This is a genomic window from Providencia sneebia DSM 19967, from assembly GCF_000314895.2.
Classification (GTDB): domain Bacteria; phylum Pseudomonadota; class Gammaproteobacteria; order Enterobacterales; family Enterobacteriaceae; genus Providencia; species Providencia sneebia.
On the sequence record NZ_CM001773.1, the window covers coordinates 970,214 to 987,508 of the forward strand.

Consider the following 17,295-nt stretch of genomic DNA (forward strand, 5'->3'; position numbering starts at 1 on the left):
GAAGCTATGATAGATAGGCCGTACCATAAATAAAAGGACGGAATGAAATTCCGTCCTTTTTAGTAGATAAGCAAAAGTAGGTAAGAAAATTATTCTTGAAGACCTAGTTTTTTCTCCAAATAGTGGATGTTAGTACCACCTTTTTGGAAGTTCTCATCACTCATGATCATTTGGTGCAATTCAATGTTGGTTTTGATCCCATCAATGATCAACTCGTTAAGCGCATTTTTCATACGAGCAATCGCAATATCACGAGTTTCACCAAATGTAATCAGTTTACCAATCATTGAGTCATAATACGGAGGAACTGTATAACCTGCGTAAATATGAGATTCCCAACGAATACCAAAACCACCTGGAGAATGGAAACGTGTGATCTTACCTGGGCTTGGTAGGAAAGTATTTGGATCTTCAGCATTGATACGGCATTCAATGGCATGGCCATGAATCACTACATCTTCTTGCTTGATTGATAAAGGCAGACCAGACGCAACACGAAGTTGTTCTTTGATAAGGTCGACACCTGTGATCATCTCAGTGACTGGGTGCTCAACTTGAATACGGGTGTTCATCTCAATAAAGTAGAACTCACCATTTTCATATAAAAATTCAAAAGTACCCGCACCACGATAACCGATTTCAATACAAGCATTTGCGCAGCGCTCACCAATATTACGGCGAACTTCTGGTGTAATGCCGATTGCTGGTGCTTCTTCAACCACTTTTTGGTGGCGACGCTGCATTGAGCAGTCACGTTCAGCTAAATAAATAGCGTGGCCTTGGCCATCTGCCATCACTTGAATTTCAATATGACGTGGGTTTTCAAGGTATTTCTCCATGTAAACCATATCATTATTGAAAGCCGCTTTAGCTTCTGCACGAGTCAGATTAATTGATGATTCTAAATCTTTTTCGTTGCGAACAACACGCATACCGCGACCACCACCACCACCAGATGCTTTGATGATGACAGGATAACCAATACGTTTTGCAATTGTTTTATTTTTCTCGGTATCACAGCCCAATGGACCGTCTGAACCCGGAACACAAGGTACACCAGCGGCTTTCATCGCTTCAATAGCAGAAACTTTGTCACCCATTAGGCGGATGGTTTCAGCTTTTGGGCCGATAAAAATAAAACCTGAACGTTCAACTTGTTCTGCAAAATCAGCATTTTCAGATAGGAAACCATATCCTGGGTGAATAGCTTGAGCTCCAGATATTTCTGCCGCAGAAATAATGGCAGGAATGTTCAAATAGCTTTTTGCAGAGGCTGCTGGGCCGATACAAATAGTTTCATCTGCCAGCAACACATGTTTTAAATCACTATCTGCCGTGGAGTGAACTGCAACAGTCTTAATGCCTAATTCTTTACAAGCACGAAGAATTCGTAGTGCAATTTCGCCACGGTTAGCAATGACAATTTTTTCCAGCATGGAAACGCCTCGTTATTCGATAACAACCAACGGCTCGTCAAACTCTACTGCATCACCGTTCTGTAACAGGATTGCTTTAACGACACCTGCTTTATCTGCTTCGATTTGGTTCATCATTTTCATCGCTTCGACGATGCAAAGAGGATCACCAACACTGACAGTTTGTCCGATTTCGACGAATGGCTTCGCTTCTGGGCTTGGTGCTCTATAGAATGTGCCAACCATTGGTGAGCGAACTGAATGACCAGAGATTGCTGGTGCAGATACAGCCGCTACAGCATCCTGAGCTGGAGCAACTGCGTTTGCCAATGCAGCTTGTGGGGCTGCAACTGGTGCAGAATAAAACTGTTGAGGTGCCGCCATGACCTGAGAAGCAGCTGAAATACGACTGATGCGTACTGACTCTTCACCTTCAGAAATTTCTAGTTCAGAAATGCCAGACTCTTCGACCAGCTCGATCAGCTTTTTAATTTTACGAATATCCATGGATATGATTCCGTACTCTTATATTTTGATTTAATTGATATATACCCGTCATATTCCGGGTTGCGTCAGTATTACTTAACTATATGAAGGATGACAGATTAAGTCATTTTTCATATTTCTTAGTAACCTGTTTAATTACAACTCGAATTATTTTGTGTATACGACAGGCGATTAACAGCTGCCTGTAACGCAAAGCTGTAACCATCGGCACCAAGACCACAAATCACCCCGATAGCTTTATCTGAAAGATAGGAATGATGACGAAATGGCTCTCTTGCATGCACATTAGACAGATGGATCTCAATAAATGGGATCGCAACGGCTAATAGTGCATCACGTAAAGCAACACTTGTATGCGTAAATGCAGCGGGATTGATTAAAATAAAATCAATGTCCTCCCGAGCGTTATGAATTTTTTCAATCAATTCATGTTCAGCATTGGACTGAAAATGACTCAATCTTACACCTAGGTGACCCGCCTGCTCAGTTAGTTTTGATACGATATCAGTAAGAGTGAAATGGCCATACTTATCTGGTTCTCGCGTCCCCAACATATTCAGGTTTGGTCCATTAAGGAGTAAAATGTGAATATCTTCTGTCATTGTGTCGCTAACTCCGACGATATGTTAATAATCCGACAACATAACCTGATGTTGAAGGTTTGTCATCTATTATCATAAAAACATATGCAATCTTTACTATTTAAGGACGTCATTATAATTATTTCGTAGCATATGACAGCAAAATACTGGTCTTATCAGAGAAATTACCCGAATTTATTTTAGAATTGTGCGGCAATCCAAGTTTTTCTCTTGTGCCGCACACATGGCCCGTTATGACTGCAAAAGGTTAACCAGTGTACGCCCTGTTATCTGATTTTTTAATAATTTTTCAGCATATTCACTAGATTGCTCTAATGTGATTTCTGATGTGACTTGTGAATAAAATGATTCAGGCAATAGCTGAGCTAGCTGCTGCCAAACAGCAGCACGTTTTTCCGCTGGGTAATAGACTGAATCAATTCCTTGTAGGCGAATATTACGCAAAATAAAAGGCATCACTGTTGTGGGTAATGAGAATCCGCCTGCTAGCCCACATGCTGCAACTGCACCATTGTATTGTGTTTGAGCTAAAATATTAGCAAGTACTTCTCCGCCTACAGTATCAATAGCACCCGCCCAAAGTTGTTTATCTAATGGTTTTGCTGGTGAAGAAAATTGCGCTCTAGGAAGCACTTTTTTTGCGCCAATTTGCTGGAGGTACTCGGTATTTTCAGCTCGCCCTGTAATGGCAGTAACCTCATATCCTAACTGTGATAACAGCTGGATTGCTGTACTTCCCACTCCGCCACTTGCACCACTCACCAGTATTTCACCTTTATCTGGTGTGATACCTGCATCTTGTAATGCATTGACACAAAGCATTGCTGTAAACCCAGCTGTACCAATAATCATTGCTTGGCGTAATGTGAGATGCTGTGGCAATGGGGTAAGGTAATTTGCGGGAACCCTAGCTTGTGTCGCTAAGCCACCCCAATGATTTTCACCCACTCCCCAACCTGTTAGTAAAACATGTTGGCCAATACTGAAGCGAGGATCTTCACTGTGATGAACGATTCCCGAAAAATCAATACCAGGCACCATCGGATATTTGCGCACAATACCTGCTTTGCCATTAATTGCTAATGCATCTTTATAATTTAATGTTGACCAGTGAACATCAACAGTGACATCACCTGTGGGTAATTGATCTGTAGGAATCGTGATGACTTTAGATGTCAGTTGATCATCTTGTTGCTGTAGGACGAGCGCTTTCATACTTCTCTCCTAATTGGGATTAATTATCTTATCGTAGCAAAATTTACACCTAAATTTTAATCTCGTGCATGCTTAAGTTTAATGGGTTAATAACCTTTATAATATTATGTATATGGACTTAAATAGACAGTCGATTGATTGTTTCTCAATTAAACGCAGGATTATCGAGCTAACATCACACTATTACTATTGTAATTAATTTGTAAAAATGTATTTTTTTCTAGCACAAAGACAGTTTTATCGTGCAAAATATCGCGTTACGAAGATTTCTGTTCATAAGAGAACCTGAACATATCAGTTCAGTAGTGAATAATGAAATTAATGTACAAAAATGATAAGTATTTAGTTAAAAAATGGTTTCATTAGCAACCATAAAAAATAATCAAATATTATTTGAACTAGTTGTAATAAAAACTTGTCCACACAAGGTAGCAGGACGACGGAGTAAATAACAATCATATTCATTATTCATTGAAAAATGGCTAAGTGATAGCTTAAGTTAAATTTTCAATAGTCCATTATGTTAGAGGTTGTTATCTGCTTCGTTTTTTAAAGAGGCATAGACAGTATTTTTACTGTAAACAAGAGATAAATTAATCACGTTTTTAGAAGTTGCTCATTAACGCCTTGAGACAGCTTCACGTGGTTGGTAGAGTAGGTGAGTTTTTATTCGTCCCCAGCTTGCAGGATAACCCTTTCGTTATGTTTAAAAAATTTCGTGGCATGTTTTCTAATGACCTGTCAATTGACTTGGGTACGGCCAATACCCTCATCTATGTCAAAGGACAAGGCGTAAAATTAAATGAACCTTCTGTTGTCGCTATCAGACAAGACCGTTCTGGCACACAAAAAAGTGTGGCCGCTGTTGGTGGGGAGGCTAAACAAATGCTGGGACGTACTCCCGGTAATATTTCTGCGATAAGACCAATGAAAGATGGCGTCATTGCAGATTTTTATCTCACTGAAAAGATGCTACAGCATTTTATTAAACAAGTGCACAGTAACAGCTTCCTTCGTCCAAGCCCGAGGGTGCTAGTTTGTGTTCCCGTTGGTGCGACGCAAGTTGAGCGTAAAGCAATCCGCGAATCTGCACTCAGTGCAGGTGCTCGTGAAGTCTTCTTGATTGAAGAGCCAATGGCCGCTGCGATTGGTGCTGGTCTGCCAGTTTCTGAAGCAACAGGTTCAATGGTTGTTGATATTGGTGGTGGGACAACGGAAGTTGCGGTTATCTCCTTAAATGGTGTGGTTTATTCTTCATCAGTTCGTATTGGTGGTGATCGTTTTGACGAAGCTATTATTAATTATGTTCGTCGTAATTATGGCTCATTAATTGGGGAAGCAACAGCAGAACGCATTAAACATGGTATTGGTTCTGCTTACCCAACAGATGAAGTTTATGAAATTGAAGTTCGCGGTCGTAACCTTGCTGAAGGTGTTCCTCGCGGCTTTAAAATGAATTCAAATGAAATTCTAGAAGCACTTCAAGAACCTTTGACGGGTATTGTGAGTGCAGTAATGTTGGCATTAGAACAATGTCCGCCAGAACTTGCTTCTGATATTTCAGAACGCGGTATGGTGCTGACTGGTGGTGGTGCTCTGTTGCGTAATCTCGATCGTTTACTGATGGAAGAAACGGGCATTCCGGTTATTGTTGCAGAAGATCCTTTGACCTGTGTTGCTCGTGGCGGTGGTAAAGCACTTGAAATGATCGACATTCATGGTGGCGATCTATTTAGTGAAGACTAAATATTGTACCGACTGGCTGAGATAAACTCAGCCAGTGATTTATCTAATTTTATTCTATGAATGTTAGGTTGCCTTTTAATTTTGTTATTTACAATAAGTTATTAAGGTATTCACCTTGCTTATCGACATGAAGCAACTGTATATTCACATAATGTGTTTTATGTTCGATATCATTGCTGGCTTAACTTATCGGCATTTATACTTACCGACATTTATAGTAAAAGCTGCCCTATGGGTTCGGTTTAATAATGTTAGATTCATTTAAAAGATTATATTGCTAATGTTCTGTAATTAGCTTCTTTATATGATGAAAGTACGTTTATTCTGAACAAAATTTAACCCTAAAAGGTCAACAGACCCCTTAGTGAAATACAGCCATACATGAAGCCGATTTTTAGGCGCGGTCCATCTCTTCAGTTGCGTATTTTTATTGCTGTTCTTGTAGCGATAGCGCTAGTGGTGATTGACCATCGCTTTGAGCCATTTAATAAAATCCGTAACTATTTAGACACGGCAGTGAGTCCATTCTATTTCTTGGCGAATGGCCCTCGCCAGTTTCTTGATAACGTCTCCGAAAATTTTTCCTCACGCGAACAACTTCAATTTGAAAATAAAGCGTTGCGTCAGGAATTACTACTGAAAAAAGCTGACAGCCTTTTACTTGAGCAGCTAAAACAAGAAAATTCACGTTTAAGAGAACTATTAGGCTCACCATTGCGTCAAGATGAACATATGATGGTTGCCCAAGTGATTTCTGGTTCAAATACGCCTTACCGTGACCTTGTTGTGATAGATAAAGGCGAAAAAGATAATGTCTATGAAGGGCAGCCTGTTATCAGTGATAAAGGCGTTGTTGGGCAAGTGGTGGGTGTTGGCCAATTTAATAGCCGTGTTTTATTAATTTGTGATACGACGCATGCTCTCCCTGTACAAGTGCTTCGCAATGATATCCGTGTTATTGCATCAGGCTCGGGATGTACAGATGACCTACAGTTAGCACCATTGCCAGAAAGCACCGATATTCGTGTTGGTGATGTTCTTGTGACATCCGGTCTTGGCGGGCGTTTTCCTGAAGGTTATCCAGTGGGTGTAGTATCAAGTGTTAAACATGATACTCAGCGTGCTTATACCATTATTAGTGCAAGGCCGAGTGCGGAATTACAACGTCTGCGTTATTTGCTTTTATTATGGGGAAATGACAATGATTCGCTTACTCCATTACAACCATCAGAAGTTTATCGCGCGGCGAATGAACGTTTAATGAAAGTACTTCCTCAGGTATTGCCAAACCCTAATGAAATTCAGGGTCCACCATTGCCACCATCAATGACGACGCCAAAACCATAAAGGATGATTATCGTGGTTATTGTGAAGGGGATTAGCTAGATGGATGAATATCGTGGTAATGGCCGCAGTATTATTTGGCTATCTTTTATTATCGCATTGATTTTACAAGTGATACCGTGGCCAGAACAATTCGAATTCTATCGGCCATCATGGTTATTACTGATTGTTATTTACTGGGTAATGGCATTGCCGCATCGGGTGAGCGTTGGAACCTGCTTTATTTTGGGTTTGATTGTTGACTCTATTCAAGGTTCTGCCCTAGGTGTTCATGCCCTTGCATACAGTATTATTTGTTATCTTGTTTCTTATAAATACCAATTACTTAGAAATATGGCATTATGGCAGCAATCGCTGATTATTGTCTTGTTGACCTCAATACTCAATATGACTGTTTTCTGGGCTGAATTTGTCTCATCACAAGTATTATTCCGGCCTCAAGTATTCTGGAATGGCCTCGTGAATGGTATTCTATGGCCTTGGTTATTCTTACTTTTAAGAAAAATTCGCCGCCAATTTTCAGTATGTTAAGGTATTTTGTCGTCAGATAACTATTTTTGGAAATTCATGATGGATTTTATTTACTTAGCTTCAGGTTCACCAAGAAGACGAGAGCTTTTGCAATTACTGGGTTATCGCTTTGATATTTTACGTCCTGAAGTGGAAGAGCAGTGGCAAGAGGGAGAAACGCCAAGTTCTTATGTACAACGTTTAGCATGTGATAAGTCACAAGCTGGAGTCAAAATCGCGCCTGAAAACTACCCTGTTATCGGTGCCGACACAATTGTTGTGCTCAATGATCAAATCTTAGAAAAGCCTCGTGATGTTCATCATGCAGAAAAGATGTTAGCTGAACTTTCAGGAAACACACATCAGGTTATGACAGCAGTCGCAATCTCTGATAAGAATGTCACCCTGAATACATTAATTGTGACAGATGTGACATTTCGCGAATTATCTTTACCTGAAATACGAGACTATGTACGTTCCGGTGAACCAATGGATAAAGCCGGTGGATATGGCATCCAAGGAAAAGGTGGTTGTTATGTAAGAAGAATCAATGGTAGCTATCATGCTGTTGTTGGTTTGCCATTAGTTGAAACGGATGAATTAATTAAACGATTTTTAGCGTTAAGTGATGGTCGGGGGATGTTATGACAGCTGAGTTATTAGTAAATATTACACCATCTGAAACGCGGGTTGCTTATATAGATGGTGGGATTTTGCAAGAGATCCACGTTGAACGAGAAGCAAAAAGAGGCATTGTAGGGAATATTTACAAAGGTCGCGTGAGCCGAGTGTTACCCGGTATGCAGGCGGCCTTTGTTGATATTGGCCTTGATAAAGCTGCCTTTTTGCACGCATCAGATATCATGCCGCATACAGAATGTATTGCAGGCGAAGAACAGAAAAATTTCCATGTTCGCGATATTGCAGAGCTGGTCAAACAAGGGCAAGACCTTATTGTTCAAGTTGTGAAAGATCCTCTCGGAACAAAAGGGGCAAGGTTAACAACGGATATCACATTACCTTCTCGCTATCTTGTCTTTATGCCCGGCGCCTCGCATGTTGGCGTTTCACAACGCATTGAAAGTGAAAGTGAGCGCGAACGTTTAAAAGAGTGCGTATCCCAGTATTGTGATGAAAATGGTGGCTTTATCATCCGGACTGCGGCTGAAGGTGTTGGAGAAGATGAGGTCAAACAAGATGCCGCATTTCTTAAACGTCTGTGGGCAAAAGTCATTGAGCGCAAAAAACGTAATGTCACTCGCACAAAAATTTATGGTGAATTATCACTCGCGTTCCGAATTATTCGTGACTTTGCGGGCGCGTCTTTAGATAGAATTCGTGTCGATTCACGACAAACCTATAAGCAACTACAAGAGTTTGTTGATGAATATGTTCCTGAAATGACAGCGAAATTGGAACTTTATCAAGGTAATCAACCTATTTTTGACTTGTTTGATGTTGAAAATGAAATTCAGCGTGCAATGGATAGAAAGGTTGAATTGAAATCAGGTGGTTATTTAATTATCGATCAAACTGAGGCGATGACCACCATTGATATTAATACCGGTGCGTTTGTAGGCCATCGTAACCTTGAAGAAACAATATTTAATACTAATATTGAGGCAACACAAGCGATAGCTCGTCAATTACGTCTACGCAATTTAGGCGGTATCATTATTATTGATTTTATTGATATGAGTGATCTAGAGCATCGCCAGCGAGTTTTGTCATCTTTAGAGCAGGCACTCAGTAAAGATAAAGTCAAAACAACGATCAATGGCTTTTCTCAGCTAGGCCTCGTTGAAATGACACGTAAAAGAACACGCGAAAGTCTGGAGCATGTCTTATGTGATGTGTGCCCAACATGTCAAGGCCGAGGCACTGTGAAGTCAGTTGAAACAGTTTGCTATGAAATTTTACGTGAAATTGTTCGTGTTCACCGTAGTATCGATGCTGATAGATTCCTTGTTTATGCAGCACAATCCGTTGTTGATATATTGACCGGTGATGAATCGCATGCTTTAGCTGAAGTGGAAATTTTTGTGGGTAAGCAAGTTAAAGTTCAGACTGAATCGTTATATAGTCAAGAACAATTCGATGTCGTTATGATGTAAAGCGTGCGTAAAGGAGAAACGTGTGAAACGATTACCACGGGTAGCTTTTATAGCGACAGCTATCGTGTTATTGCTCTGTGCAATATTATTAACAGGGCTACGTTTCTTTTTACCGAATATTGACAGCTACAGAAAAGATATTATCAGCTATATTGAAAAAAATACTGATATATCAATGCAAATTGGCAAGATTGAAGGCGCTTGGCAATCTTTTGGCCCTGTTTTGACATTTACTGATGTGGTTGTTCATCATGATGATGTTGATGCACAAGCAAGCAAAATTGCGTTTGAACTCGATGTTTGGGATACATTACTCTCATTTCAATGGCGATTTCGTGATATTACGTTTTATCAGCTAGATGTTGATTATAAAAAACCATTTGATTTAGATAGTGGCGAACAATCCATTGATGGGGATAGCATTGAAGGGCTATTTTTAAAGCAATTTAGTCATTTTACCCTGAAAAATAGCCACTTAACCTTTCTTACGCCCTCAGAGCAAAAAACCACACTTATTCTCCCTGAATTGTCTTGGCTAAATGAACAGAAAAGGCATCGTGCTCAAGGGTTTGTCAGCTTAGAAACGATTAATAAACAGCATGGCTTTTTGCAAGTAAAACTCGATATTCAAGATAAAAATGGCATTTTAAGTGATGGTATTGTTTATCTACAGGCTGACAATATTGATATGCAGCCGTGGTTGAGTCGTTGGTTACGACAAAACACAGGATTACGAGATGCCGATTTTAGCCTTTCTTCTTGGGTTACGATCAAAAACAATCGGATAGACAATGGGTTATTGCAGCTACGCCAAGGTGAAGCGAATTGGGGCGAAGGTGTATTAGCGCAAAACCTGCAAGTGAATGACTTATTACTCCGAATGAGGAGGCAAGGTGATGGGTGGCTATTTAATATTCCTGAACTTGATACGCTAAAAACCAATGAATATATTTGGCCGAAAGGCAGTTTATCCATACTTTATCTGCCTTCATCAACAAAATATCACCAGAAAGATCACTGGCGAATTAGAGCAAAAAATATCGAGCTTGAGCGATTGAGCGAGGTTTTGCCGACATTTTCATTTCTCACCCCTGAAACGGTGCAAGATTGGCAACATCGCCAGCCAAAAGGGCTTTTATCCACTTTCTTTTTAGATATCACACCAGATTCACGGGATTTTACCGAGTTGGATATGGAATGGCAGGATATCAGCTGGAAAAAGTGGAAAGATCTCCCTTCGGTTGACCATTTTACCGGCATGATTGTTGGTAATATGGAACGCGGCCTTATTGATATTTCTTTAAAAAATAGCCAAGTTGATTATGAACCACAGTTTAAAGCCCCTTTTGAAATCAGTCAGGCTAAAGGGCGACTCTTTTGGCAAAACAATAAAGATGAATTCAAGTTATGGGCTGATGAATTAGATATTCAAGCGATTTCTTTGTGGGCAAATGGCCAATTTAGTTTCTTACAATCTAAGCAAAATGATGATGTTGACCTGAGTATTCTCGCGGGGATCCGCACTGATGATGCGGGTAATGCTTGGCGTTATTTCCCACAAGAATTAATGGGGCAAGAGCTAGCCGATTATTTATCAAAAGCTGTAATTGCAGGGCAAGTGGATGAAGCTACATTGGTTTATAAAGGCGACCCGAAACAATTTCCATTTGACAAGAATGATGGGCAATTTCAAGTTTATGTGCCCCTTCGTCACGGCACATTTTCATATCAAGATGATTGGCCTGCATTATTTGATTTAGATATGGATCTCGATTTTTCACGCTCAGGTCTAGTAATGGAAGCAGCTAGCGTCAAGTTGGGTGATGCAACTGCAACAGATTTAAGTGCTAAGATCCGAGATTACCAAGAAGAAAAATTATTAATTAATGCTAATGTGAGTGGTACGGGCACTCAGATTCAACATTACTTTGCAATGACACCAATGAAAACATCGATAGGTAGTGCCCTTGAAGAGTTGCAAATTGGTGGCATGATTAAAGGCGACCTTGCTCTCGATATTCCATTGTCATCAGGCAAAGATGTACAGGCAAAAGGTCATGTTTACTTTAATAAGAATGATTTGTTAATTAAACCTATTGATAGTGAAATCAAAGCATTAACAGGGAATTTTGCATTTAATAATGGCGACCTTAGTAGTAATAAACTCCAAGGCGTGTGGTTTGGACAGCCAATTGCGATAGATTTTTCAACATCAGATAACCCTAAAGATTATCAAGTGGATGTGAATATAGGTGGAAAATGGGATATCGCAAAAATCGCACAATTACCGGAAGTATTAAAGCAAAAAATAACGGGTGTGAGTGATTGGAATAGCCAAATAGAGATAAAATTACCTGCTTCAGCAACGGAAAAGACGGCACTTAAAGTGGCAGTGACAGCGGGGTTAAAACAGCTAAAAAGCCAGTTGCCAGCAATTGATAACCATCTTTTAAATGAATTGGCTTCAATCAATGTGACCGCACAGGGAACGACTGAAAACTTAGTCATTGGTGGCGATATTGGGCGTAGTCTTGGGTTTAATTCTCAGTGGGATTTAAGTTCACCAAAATTACAGCTTGAGAAGGCAATATTCGAAAAATGGCAAGGAAATCCCCCAAACTTGCCAGCATCTTCTGCTATTATTGCAAATCTTCCTGCAATTACAGATGCCGGTTGGTTAAAGTTAGTCGATTCGCTATTTTCAGCTAATCCAGAAAATACTTCTTCAAATATAGGGTTACCAGATCGAATAACACTTAGAACGCCAAGCCTTTCTCTCGGAGGGCAAGCTTGGAATGATATTGATTTGTCATTTAGTTCGCAGCAAATTGAACAACAAATAAAAATTTCGAGTAAAAATTTAAATGGTAACTTACAAGTTTATGCCAAAGAGCCGTGGGTCTTAACTATTGATTATTTGTACTATAATCCTACTGACTTCCCTGCAACTGAAACTGTAGAGAGAAATTCATCTTCATCATTTGATTTTACTCATTGGCCAAACGCGCAAGTTAATTGTTTGGATTGTTGGGTTTTAGGGCAAAAACTTGGCACAATAAATGCGAGTATAATACCGAATGGTAAAAAGCTAGAATTAATCGGCGGAACGCTGACCAACAGTGCGACTAATTTGAAAATTGACGCGATTTGGCAAAGTGGCAAGCAAAACAGCACACAAATTGCCGGCTCTTTAACAGGAAAAGAGTTTGATGAAACGGCTGCCTATTATGGGGTACTGGTTCCAATCATTGATTCACCTTATACCATAGAGTTTCAGCTAAATTGGCAAGATGTTCCTTGGTCACCAGACTTCAAGACCTTAAATGGTAAGATGGCGATAGATATGGGAAAAGGTGCGATTGCTAAAATGGGCGGGGGGCAAGCAGGGCAAATATTGCGCTTAGTGAGTTTTGATGCTCTTTTGCGCCGTTTACAATTTGATTTTCGCGACACGTTTAGCAATGACTTTGATTTTGATTCCATTAAAGGTAGCGCTAAAATCCATAATGGCGTCTTGACGTCTAAGAATTTATATATTGACGGCTTAATGGCGGATATTGCTTTAAGCGGCAAAATTGATTTAGTGAAAAGGCAGATTGATGGTGAAGCTGTCGTGACGCCTGAAATATCTGCTACAGTAGGAGTAGCAACTGCATTTGCAGTTAACCCAATTGTTGGTGCAGCTGTTTTTGCAGCATCAAAAGTATTGGGGCCAATATGGAGTAAAATATCCGTAATACGTTATCGTGTGACGGGCAGTTTAGACGAACCGAAAATTGATGAAGTATTACGTCAGCTAAAGGAGACTCAAGGGTAATGAAAAATGGCAATGTTGCACTTTTGCAGTTATGCAGTGGGAAAAATACAAAGCATAATTTAGCTCAGATTGAACAACAAATTAAGCAGTTGCCGGATACTGTTGAGCTAGTATTGACGCCTGAAAATGCATTATTGTTTGCGGATGCAGCAACTTACCGTAAACAGGCTGAACAACAAGGGCAAGGTCCATTACAAGAAGCCATTATGAACATGGCTAAACGTTATAATGTGTGGATATTAATTGGTTCAATGCCGTTGATCAGCCGTGAAGATCCTGAACGTATTACCAGCAGTAGTTTGCTCATTGATTCTCAAGGCCAAATTCAAACTCGTTATGACAAAATTCATATGTTTGATGTCAATATTGAAGATGAGCAAGGCACTTATAATGAATCAGTTATTTATCAACGCGGTGAACACATTACTGTCGTTGATACGCCTGTTGGTCGTTTAGGCATGACCATTTGTTATGATTTACGTTTCCCTGGTTTATTTCAAGCATTACGTGAACAAGGTGCAGAGATTATTTCTGTTCCTGCTGCATTTACTCGATATACCGGAAAGGCGCACTGGGAGCCATTATTACGCGCTCGTGCAATTGAAAATCAATGCATTATTTTAGCGCCAGCTCAAGTGGGGGTTCATGGTACACGCCGGACTTGGGGGCATACTTTAGCCGTTGATGGCTGGGGTAAAGTGATTAAAAAGAACGTTGATGCAGTTGCATCAATGGTACTGAATATCAAAACAGACAGTTTGGTGGGAATGCGTGAACAAATTAAAGTGGTTAAACATAATCGCTTTAGACCACAATTGACTTCATTGATTAAAAAAGAAACAACAACGAAAGAGTAACCAATATGAGTTTAGCTTCTGTCAGCGACCATTTGCTGGCTGCCAATGGTCTTGACCATCAAAAATTGTACGATACTTTAGGTTTATTATCTGAGCGCAAGCTTGATTATGCGGACCTCTTTTTTCAGTCTAGTTATCATGAATCTTGGGTACTAGAAGATAGAATTATTAAAAATGGATCATACAATATCGATCAAGGTGTTGGTGTAAGAGCGGTAACTGGGGAAAAAACAGGTTTTGCTTATGCTGATCAAGTTTCACTAAAAGCATTGCAGGATAGTGCGATTGCGGCTCGTAGCATTGTGAGTGACCAAGGTAATGGCCAATCTCAGATCCTGACAGAAGTTGATTATAAAAAACTCTACCCCGAAACCGATCCGCTTTATAGCTTGTCGCGTGAAGATAAAATTGCCTTATTACACAGAGTTGATCAAGTTGCCAGAGCACAAGATCCGCGAGTTATTGAGGTCAATGCAAGCTTAACTGCGGTTTATGAACAAATTTTGGTCGCTGCAACGGATGGCACATTGGCTGCGGATATTCGCCCATTAGTTCGTTTATCTGTTAGTGTACTTGTTGAACATGAAGGTAAACGCGAACGTGGTGCAAGTGGTGGTGGCGCCCGTTATGGTTATGAGTATTTCTTAGAAGTTCATCAAGGTGAAATTCTGGCTGAGCAATATGCTAAAGAAGCTGTTCGCATGGCATTAATTAATTTATCAGCAATTCCTGCGCCGGCTGGCATGATGCCTGTCGTACTTGGCGCTGGCTGGCCGGGCGTTCTTCTTCATGAAGCTGTAGGCCATGGCTTGGAAGGTGATTTTAACCGTCGTGGTAGCTCTGTCTTTTCTGGAAAAGTTGGCAACTTAGTGGCTTCTCCTCTGTGTACAGTCGTTGATGATGGCACAATTACGGGTCGCCGTGGCTCGTTAGCCATTGATGATGAAGGTGTTCCAGGTCAATATAATGTATTGATTGAAAATGGTATTTTGAAAAATTACATTCAAGATAAGCTGAATGCCCGCTTAATGGGTGTAGTGCCAACAGGAAATGCGCGTCGCGAATCTTATGCGCATTTACCAATGCCGCGTATGACCAATACTTACCTACTTGCGGGTGAATCAACCCCTGAAGATATTATTGCCAGTGTTGATAAAGGCATTTATGCACCAAACTTTGGTGGTGGGCAGGTTGATATAACTTCAGGTAAATTTGTTTTCTCCACATCTGAAGCTTATTTGATTGAAGATGGGAAAATTACCTCACCAGTTAAAGGTGCTACGTTGATTGGCTCCGGAATTGAAGCTATGCAACAAATCTCTATGGTTGGTAATGACTTAGCTCTTGATAAAGGTGTTGGTGTGTGCGGAAAAGACGGGCAAAGTGTGCCTGTCGGCGTCGGGCAGCCAACATTGAAATTAGACAAAATGACTGTAGGCGGAACGGCTTAAGTTTGTGTTAAAAGAGTCAGTAGAAATTGCTGTTAGCAATAGAATGCTAGCAGCAGTTAATGCGACATGAAATATGATGAGGTTACAATGAATAAACGCATTATTTCGATGTTGCTAATGGCTGTTTTGATTGCCTTAAGCTTATATTTTAATGCTGGCTCTCAACATGAGAAAGAACAGGCTCAAAGACCTATTTCTCCTCCTGAACAAGCTATTCGCACTCAAAATAGCCAAAAGATTGATGAGCTAACTCGACAAGCCAATGTCATTGGATATTTACAGCAGCATCATCAATTACCCAATTTTTATATTAGTAAGAAAGATGCTCGCCAAGCTGGCTGGGATCCGAAATTAGGAAACCTGTGCGAAGTCTTACCGGGTAAGGCTATTGGTGGTGATCGTTTTTTAAATCGCGAAAAGAAATTACCGATAGCGCCAAATCGCCAATGGTTCGAAGCTGATATTAATTATCGTTGTGGGCACCGTAACGCTGATCGTATGCTGTACTCCTCAGATGGCATGATATTTGTCACAAAGGATCACTATAAAAGTTTTCAACAGATTAATTAAAGGAAACATTTACCAATGAGTAATGTGGTTATCTTTAATTTTCAACAAATCAGTGGGATAGAGGATTTTTATCAGCAATTTGAGCTGCAATTTTCTTTACCAGAATGGTTTGGTAAAAACCTTGATGCGTTATGGGATATGCTAAGTGCAGGTATTGAATTTCCAGTCGCCATTGTATTTACACATATTACGGCAGAACAGCAGGCAGAATTTGCAGACCTTATCGCGATGATGCATGAAGCTCATGAAATTTATGGGGATGACTTTACCTTCGTATGTGAAAGTGATGACACTTCAAGTTGAAATTAAAGCGTCCTAATAAATAATTTTTTAATAAAGACAGTTAATTATATATATTTTAAATATTAATTAGTTGGAATGATAACGTGTGAGCTAACATTCCCCTAGGCCTGATGAGCCTAAGGGAATATAAATTATGCCGTTTCGGATAACTCTTTCAAAAATTGGAAGAGCTGGCGGAAGGCTTTTGGTGGCTTGTTGCTTTCACGCTCTTTCTTCGCATTACGGACAAGCGTTCTTAATTGTTGCCTATCAGTATGTGGGAATAGAGCAACAACCTCTTCCATGACATTGTCATCACCTTCAACAAGGCGGACACGTAAATCTTCAAGTTTATGAAGAACGACCACTTGTTGGTTATGGCGATTTTTCAGTTTATCCAACGCTTCAGTAATTGGCTCGACATCACGTACGCGTAACAATTTACCGATAAATTGTAGTTGGCGACGACGTCCTTCGCGCTTTATCTTTTGAGCAAGCTCAATTGATTCAAGAAGTTGAGGATCTAATGGGATGCGTTCAAGTTCATTTTTACTTAGTTTAACCAGTTCGGCACCCAGTTTTTTGCGGATTTCAGCATCACGTTTAATTTCGCTTTTGCTGACCCAAATTATTTCATCGTCCTCGTCTTCATCTTGTGGCGCTGGGATATCATCCAGCCAATCTTCAGGCTGTTTGGCCATATTGATTTCCTTTTTACAAAACGCAAAGATGTATTAATGCGTTATCAATGTTAGCATTTTCCATCATATTTCAGAGTTCATCACCCGTATTTGAGCAGAATACAGTATTCTACTGGTTAAGTCGCAGGTTTTTGTATTATCTCCGCCAACGCCTTGTTGTATCG

General features: G+C 40.2%; 15 protein-coding genes. 10 read left to right on the plus strand and 5 right to left on the minus strand.

The features are described from left to right. Positions 1-89: 89 nt before the first annotated feature. From accC to acuI, 4 genes are all read right to left on the minus strand, one after another. Positions 90-1,436: an acetyl-CoA carboxylase biotin carboxylase subunit gene (gene accC / locus OO7_RS03850; RefSeq protein WP_008914657.1), complete on the minus strand. Its 1,347-nt coding sequence runs from the start codon at positions 1,434-1,436 to the stop codon at positions 90-92. A gap of 12 nt (positions 1,437-1,448) precedes the next feature. Then, the gene (accB, locus tag OO7_RS03855) at positions 1,449-1,922 is read right to left on the minus strand and encodes an acetyl-CoA carboxylase biotin carboxyl carrier protein (protein ID WP_008914658.1); all 474 of its coding nucleotides are present in this window, start codon (positions 1,920-1,922) and stop codon (positions 1,449-1,451) included. Positions 1,923-2,053: 131 nt separating this feature from the next. Continuing rightward, positions 2,054-2,524 (minus strand): type II 3-dehydroquinate dehydratase, encoded by a 471-nt coding sequence (gene aroQ / locus OO7_RS03860; RefSeq protein WP_008914659.1) that lies wholly within the window; start codon positions 2,522-2,524, stop codon positions 2,054-2,056. Between the two features lie 231 nt (positions 2,525-2,755). Continuing rightward, on the minus strand, positions 2,756-3,739 hold the full coding sequence (gene acuI, locus OO7_RS03865; RefSeq protein WP_008914660.1) for an acrylyl-CoA reductase (NADPH): 984 nt from the start codon (positions 3,737-3,739) through the stop codon (positions 2,756-2,758). Between the two features lie 702 nt (positions 3,740-4,441). Between acuI and OO7_RS03870 the strand changes: the two genes are divergently transcribed. The 10 genes from OO7_RS03870 (at position 4,442) to OO7_RS03915 (ending at position 16,451) form a co-directional block, all read left to right on the plus strand. After that, complete coding sequence (locus OO7_RS03870) at positions 4,442-5,485, plus strand: rod shape-determining protein (RefSeq protein ID WP_008914661.1); 1,044 nt, start codon at positions 4,442-4,444, stop codon at positions 5,483-5,485. A 381-nt stretch (positions 5,486-5,866) separates the two neighbouring features. Beyond that, on the plus strand, positions 5,867-6,832 hold the full coding sequence (gene mreC / locus OO7_RS03875; RefSeq protein ID WP_008914662.1) for a rod shape-determining protein MreC: 966 nt from the start codon (positions 5,867-5,869) through the stop codon (positions 6,830-6,832). Positions 6,833-6,871: 39 nt separating this feature from the next. Beyond that, positions 6,872-7,360: a rod shape-determining protein MreD gene (gene mreD / locus OO7_RS03880; RefSeq protein WP_008914663.1), complete on the plus strand. Its 489-nt coding sequence runs from the start codon at positions 6,872-6,874 to the stop codon at positions 7,358-7,360. A 39-nt stretch (positions 7,361-7,399) separates the two neighbouring features. Then, positions 7,400-7,987, plus strand: coding sequence for a Maf family protein (locus tag OO7_RS03885; RefSeq protein WP_008914664.1), 588 nt, complete (start codon positions 7,400-7,402; stop codon positions 7,985-7,987). Next, positions 7,984-9,453, plus strand: a complete 1,470-nt coding sequence (gene rng, locus OO7_RS03890; protein WP_008914665.1) for a ribonuclease G — start codon at positions 7,984-7,986, stop codon at positions 9,451-9,453. The genes OO7_RS03885 and rng overlap by 4 nt, the downstream gene beginning before the upstream one ends. Positions 9,454-9,475: 22 nt before the next feature. After that, positions 9,476-13,270, plus strand: coding sequence for an AsmA2 domain-containing protein YhdP (gene yhdP, locus OO7_RS03895; protein WP_008914666.1), 3,795 nt, complete (start codon positions 9,476-9,478; stop codon positions 13,268-13,270). After that, positions 13,270-14,127, plus strand: coding sequence for a deaminated glutathione amidase (nit1, locus tag OO7_RS03900; RefSeq protein ID WP_008914667.1), 858 nt, complete (start codon positions 13,270-13,272; stop codon positions 14,125-14,127). The genes yhdP and nit1 overlap by 1 nt, the downstream gene beginning before the upstream one ends. 5 nt (positions 14,128-14,132) lie before the next feature. Next, positions 14,133-15,578 (plus strand): metalloprotease TldD, encoded by a 1,446-nt coding sequence (gene tldD / locus OO7_RS03905; RefSeq protein ID WP_008914668.1) that lies wholly within the window; start codon positions 14,133-14,135, stop codon positions 15,576-15,578. An 87-nt stretch (positions 15,579-15,665) separates the two neighbouring features. Further along, positions 15,666-16,148 (plus strand): ribonuclease domain-containing protein, encoded by a 483-nt coding sequence (locus OO7_RS03910; RefSeq protein WP_008914669.1) that lies wholly within the window; start codon positions 15,666-15,668, stop codon positions 16,146-16,148. 15 nt (positions 16,149-16,163) lie between these two features. Next, positions 16,164-16,451 (plus strand): barstar family protein, encoded by a 288-nt coding sequence (locus OO7_RS03915; RefSeq protein ID WP_008914670.1) that lies wholly within the window; start codon positions 16,164-16,166, stop codon positions 16,449-16,451. Positions 16,452-16,582: 131 nt separating this feature from the next. Here OO7_RS03915 and yjgA read toward each other — a convergent pair whose 3' ends face one another. Next, a complete protein-coding gene (yjgA, locus tag OO7_RS03920) occupies positions 16,583-17,131 on the minus strand; it encodes a ribosome biogenesis factor YjgA (protein ID WP_008914671.1) in 549 nt (182 codons plus the stop codon). Positions 17,132-17,295: the final 164 nt, after the last annotated feature.

What these genes read in the sequence shown, in the direction of transcription:
- accC (WP_008914657.1), bottom strand. Translation starts at nt 1,436, where the DNA reads ATGCTGGAAAAAATTGTCATTGCTAACCGTGGCGAAATTGCACTACGA.
- aroQ (WP_008914659.1), bottom strand. Translation starts at nt 2,524, where the DNA reads ATGACAGAAGATATTCACATTTTACTCCTTAATGGACCAAACCTGAAT.
- accB (WP_008914658.1), bottom strand. Translation starts at nt 1,922, where the DNA reads ATGGATATTCGTAAAATTAAAAAGCTGATCGAGCTGGTCGAAGAGTCT.
- OO7_RS03910 (WP_008914669.1), top strand. Translation starts at nt 15,666, where the DNA reads ATGAATAAACGCATTATTTCGATGTTGCTAATGGCTGTTTTGATTGCC.
- yjgA (WP_008914671.1), bottom strand. Translation starts at nt 17,131, where the DNA reads ATGGCCAAACAGCCTGAAGATTGGCTGGATGATATCCCAGCGCCACAA.
- nit1 (WP_008914667.1), top strand. Translation starts at nt 13,270, where the DNA reads ATGAAAAATGGCAATGTTGCACTTTTGCAGTTATGCAGTGGGAAAAAT.
- mreD (WP_008914663.1), top strand. Translation starts at nt 6,872, where the DNA reads ATGGATGAATATCGTGGTAATGGCCGCAGTATTATTTGGCTATCTTTT.
- OO7_RS03870 (WP_008914661.1), top strand. Translation starts at nt 4,442, where the DNA reads ATGTTTAAAAAATTTCGTGGCATGTTTTCTAATGACCTGTCAATTGAC.
- OO7_RS03885 (WP_008914664.1), top strand. Translation starts at nt 7,400, where the DNA reads ATGGATTTTATTTACTTAGCTTCAGGTTCACCAAGAAGACGAGAGCTT.
- rng (WP_008914665.1), top strand. Translation starts at nt 7,984, where the DNA reads ATGACAGCTGAGTTATTAGTAAATATTACACCATCTGAAACGCGGGTT.
- mreC (WP_008914662.1), top strand. Translation starts at nt 5,867, where the DNA reads ATGAAGCCGATTTTTAGGCGCGGTCCATCTCTTCAGTTGCGTATTTTT.
- OO7_RS03915 (WP_008914670.1), top strand. Translation starts at nt 16,164, where the DNA reads ATGAGTAATGTGGTTATCTTTAATTTTCAACAAATCAGTGGGATAGAG.
- acuI (WP_008914660.1), bottom strand. Translation starts at nt 3,739, where the DNA reads ATGAAAGCGCTCGTCCTACAGCAACAAGATGATCAACTGACATCTAAA.
- tldD (WP_008914668.1), top strand. Translation starts at nt 14,133, where the DNA reads ATGAGTTTAGCTTCTGTCAGCGACCATTTGCTGGCTGCCAATGGTCTT.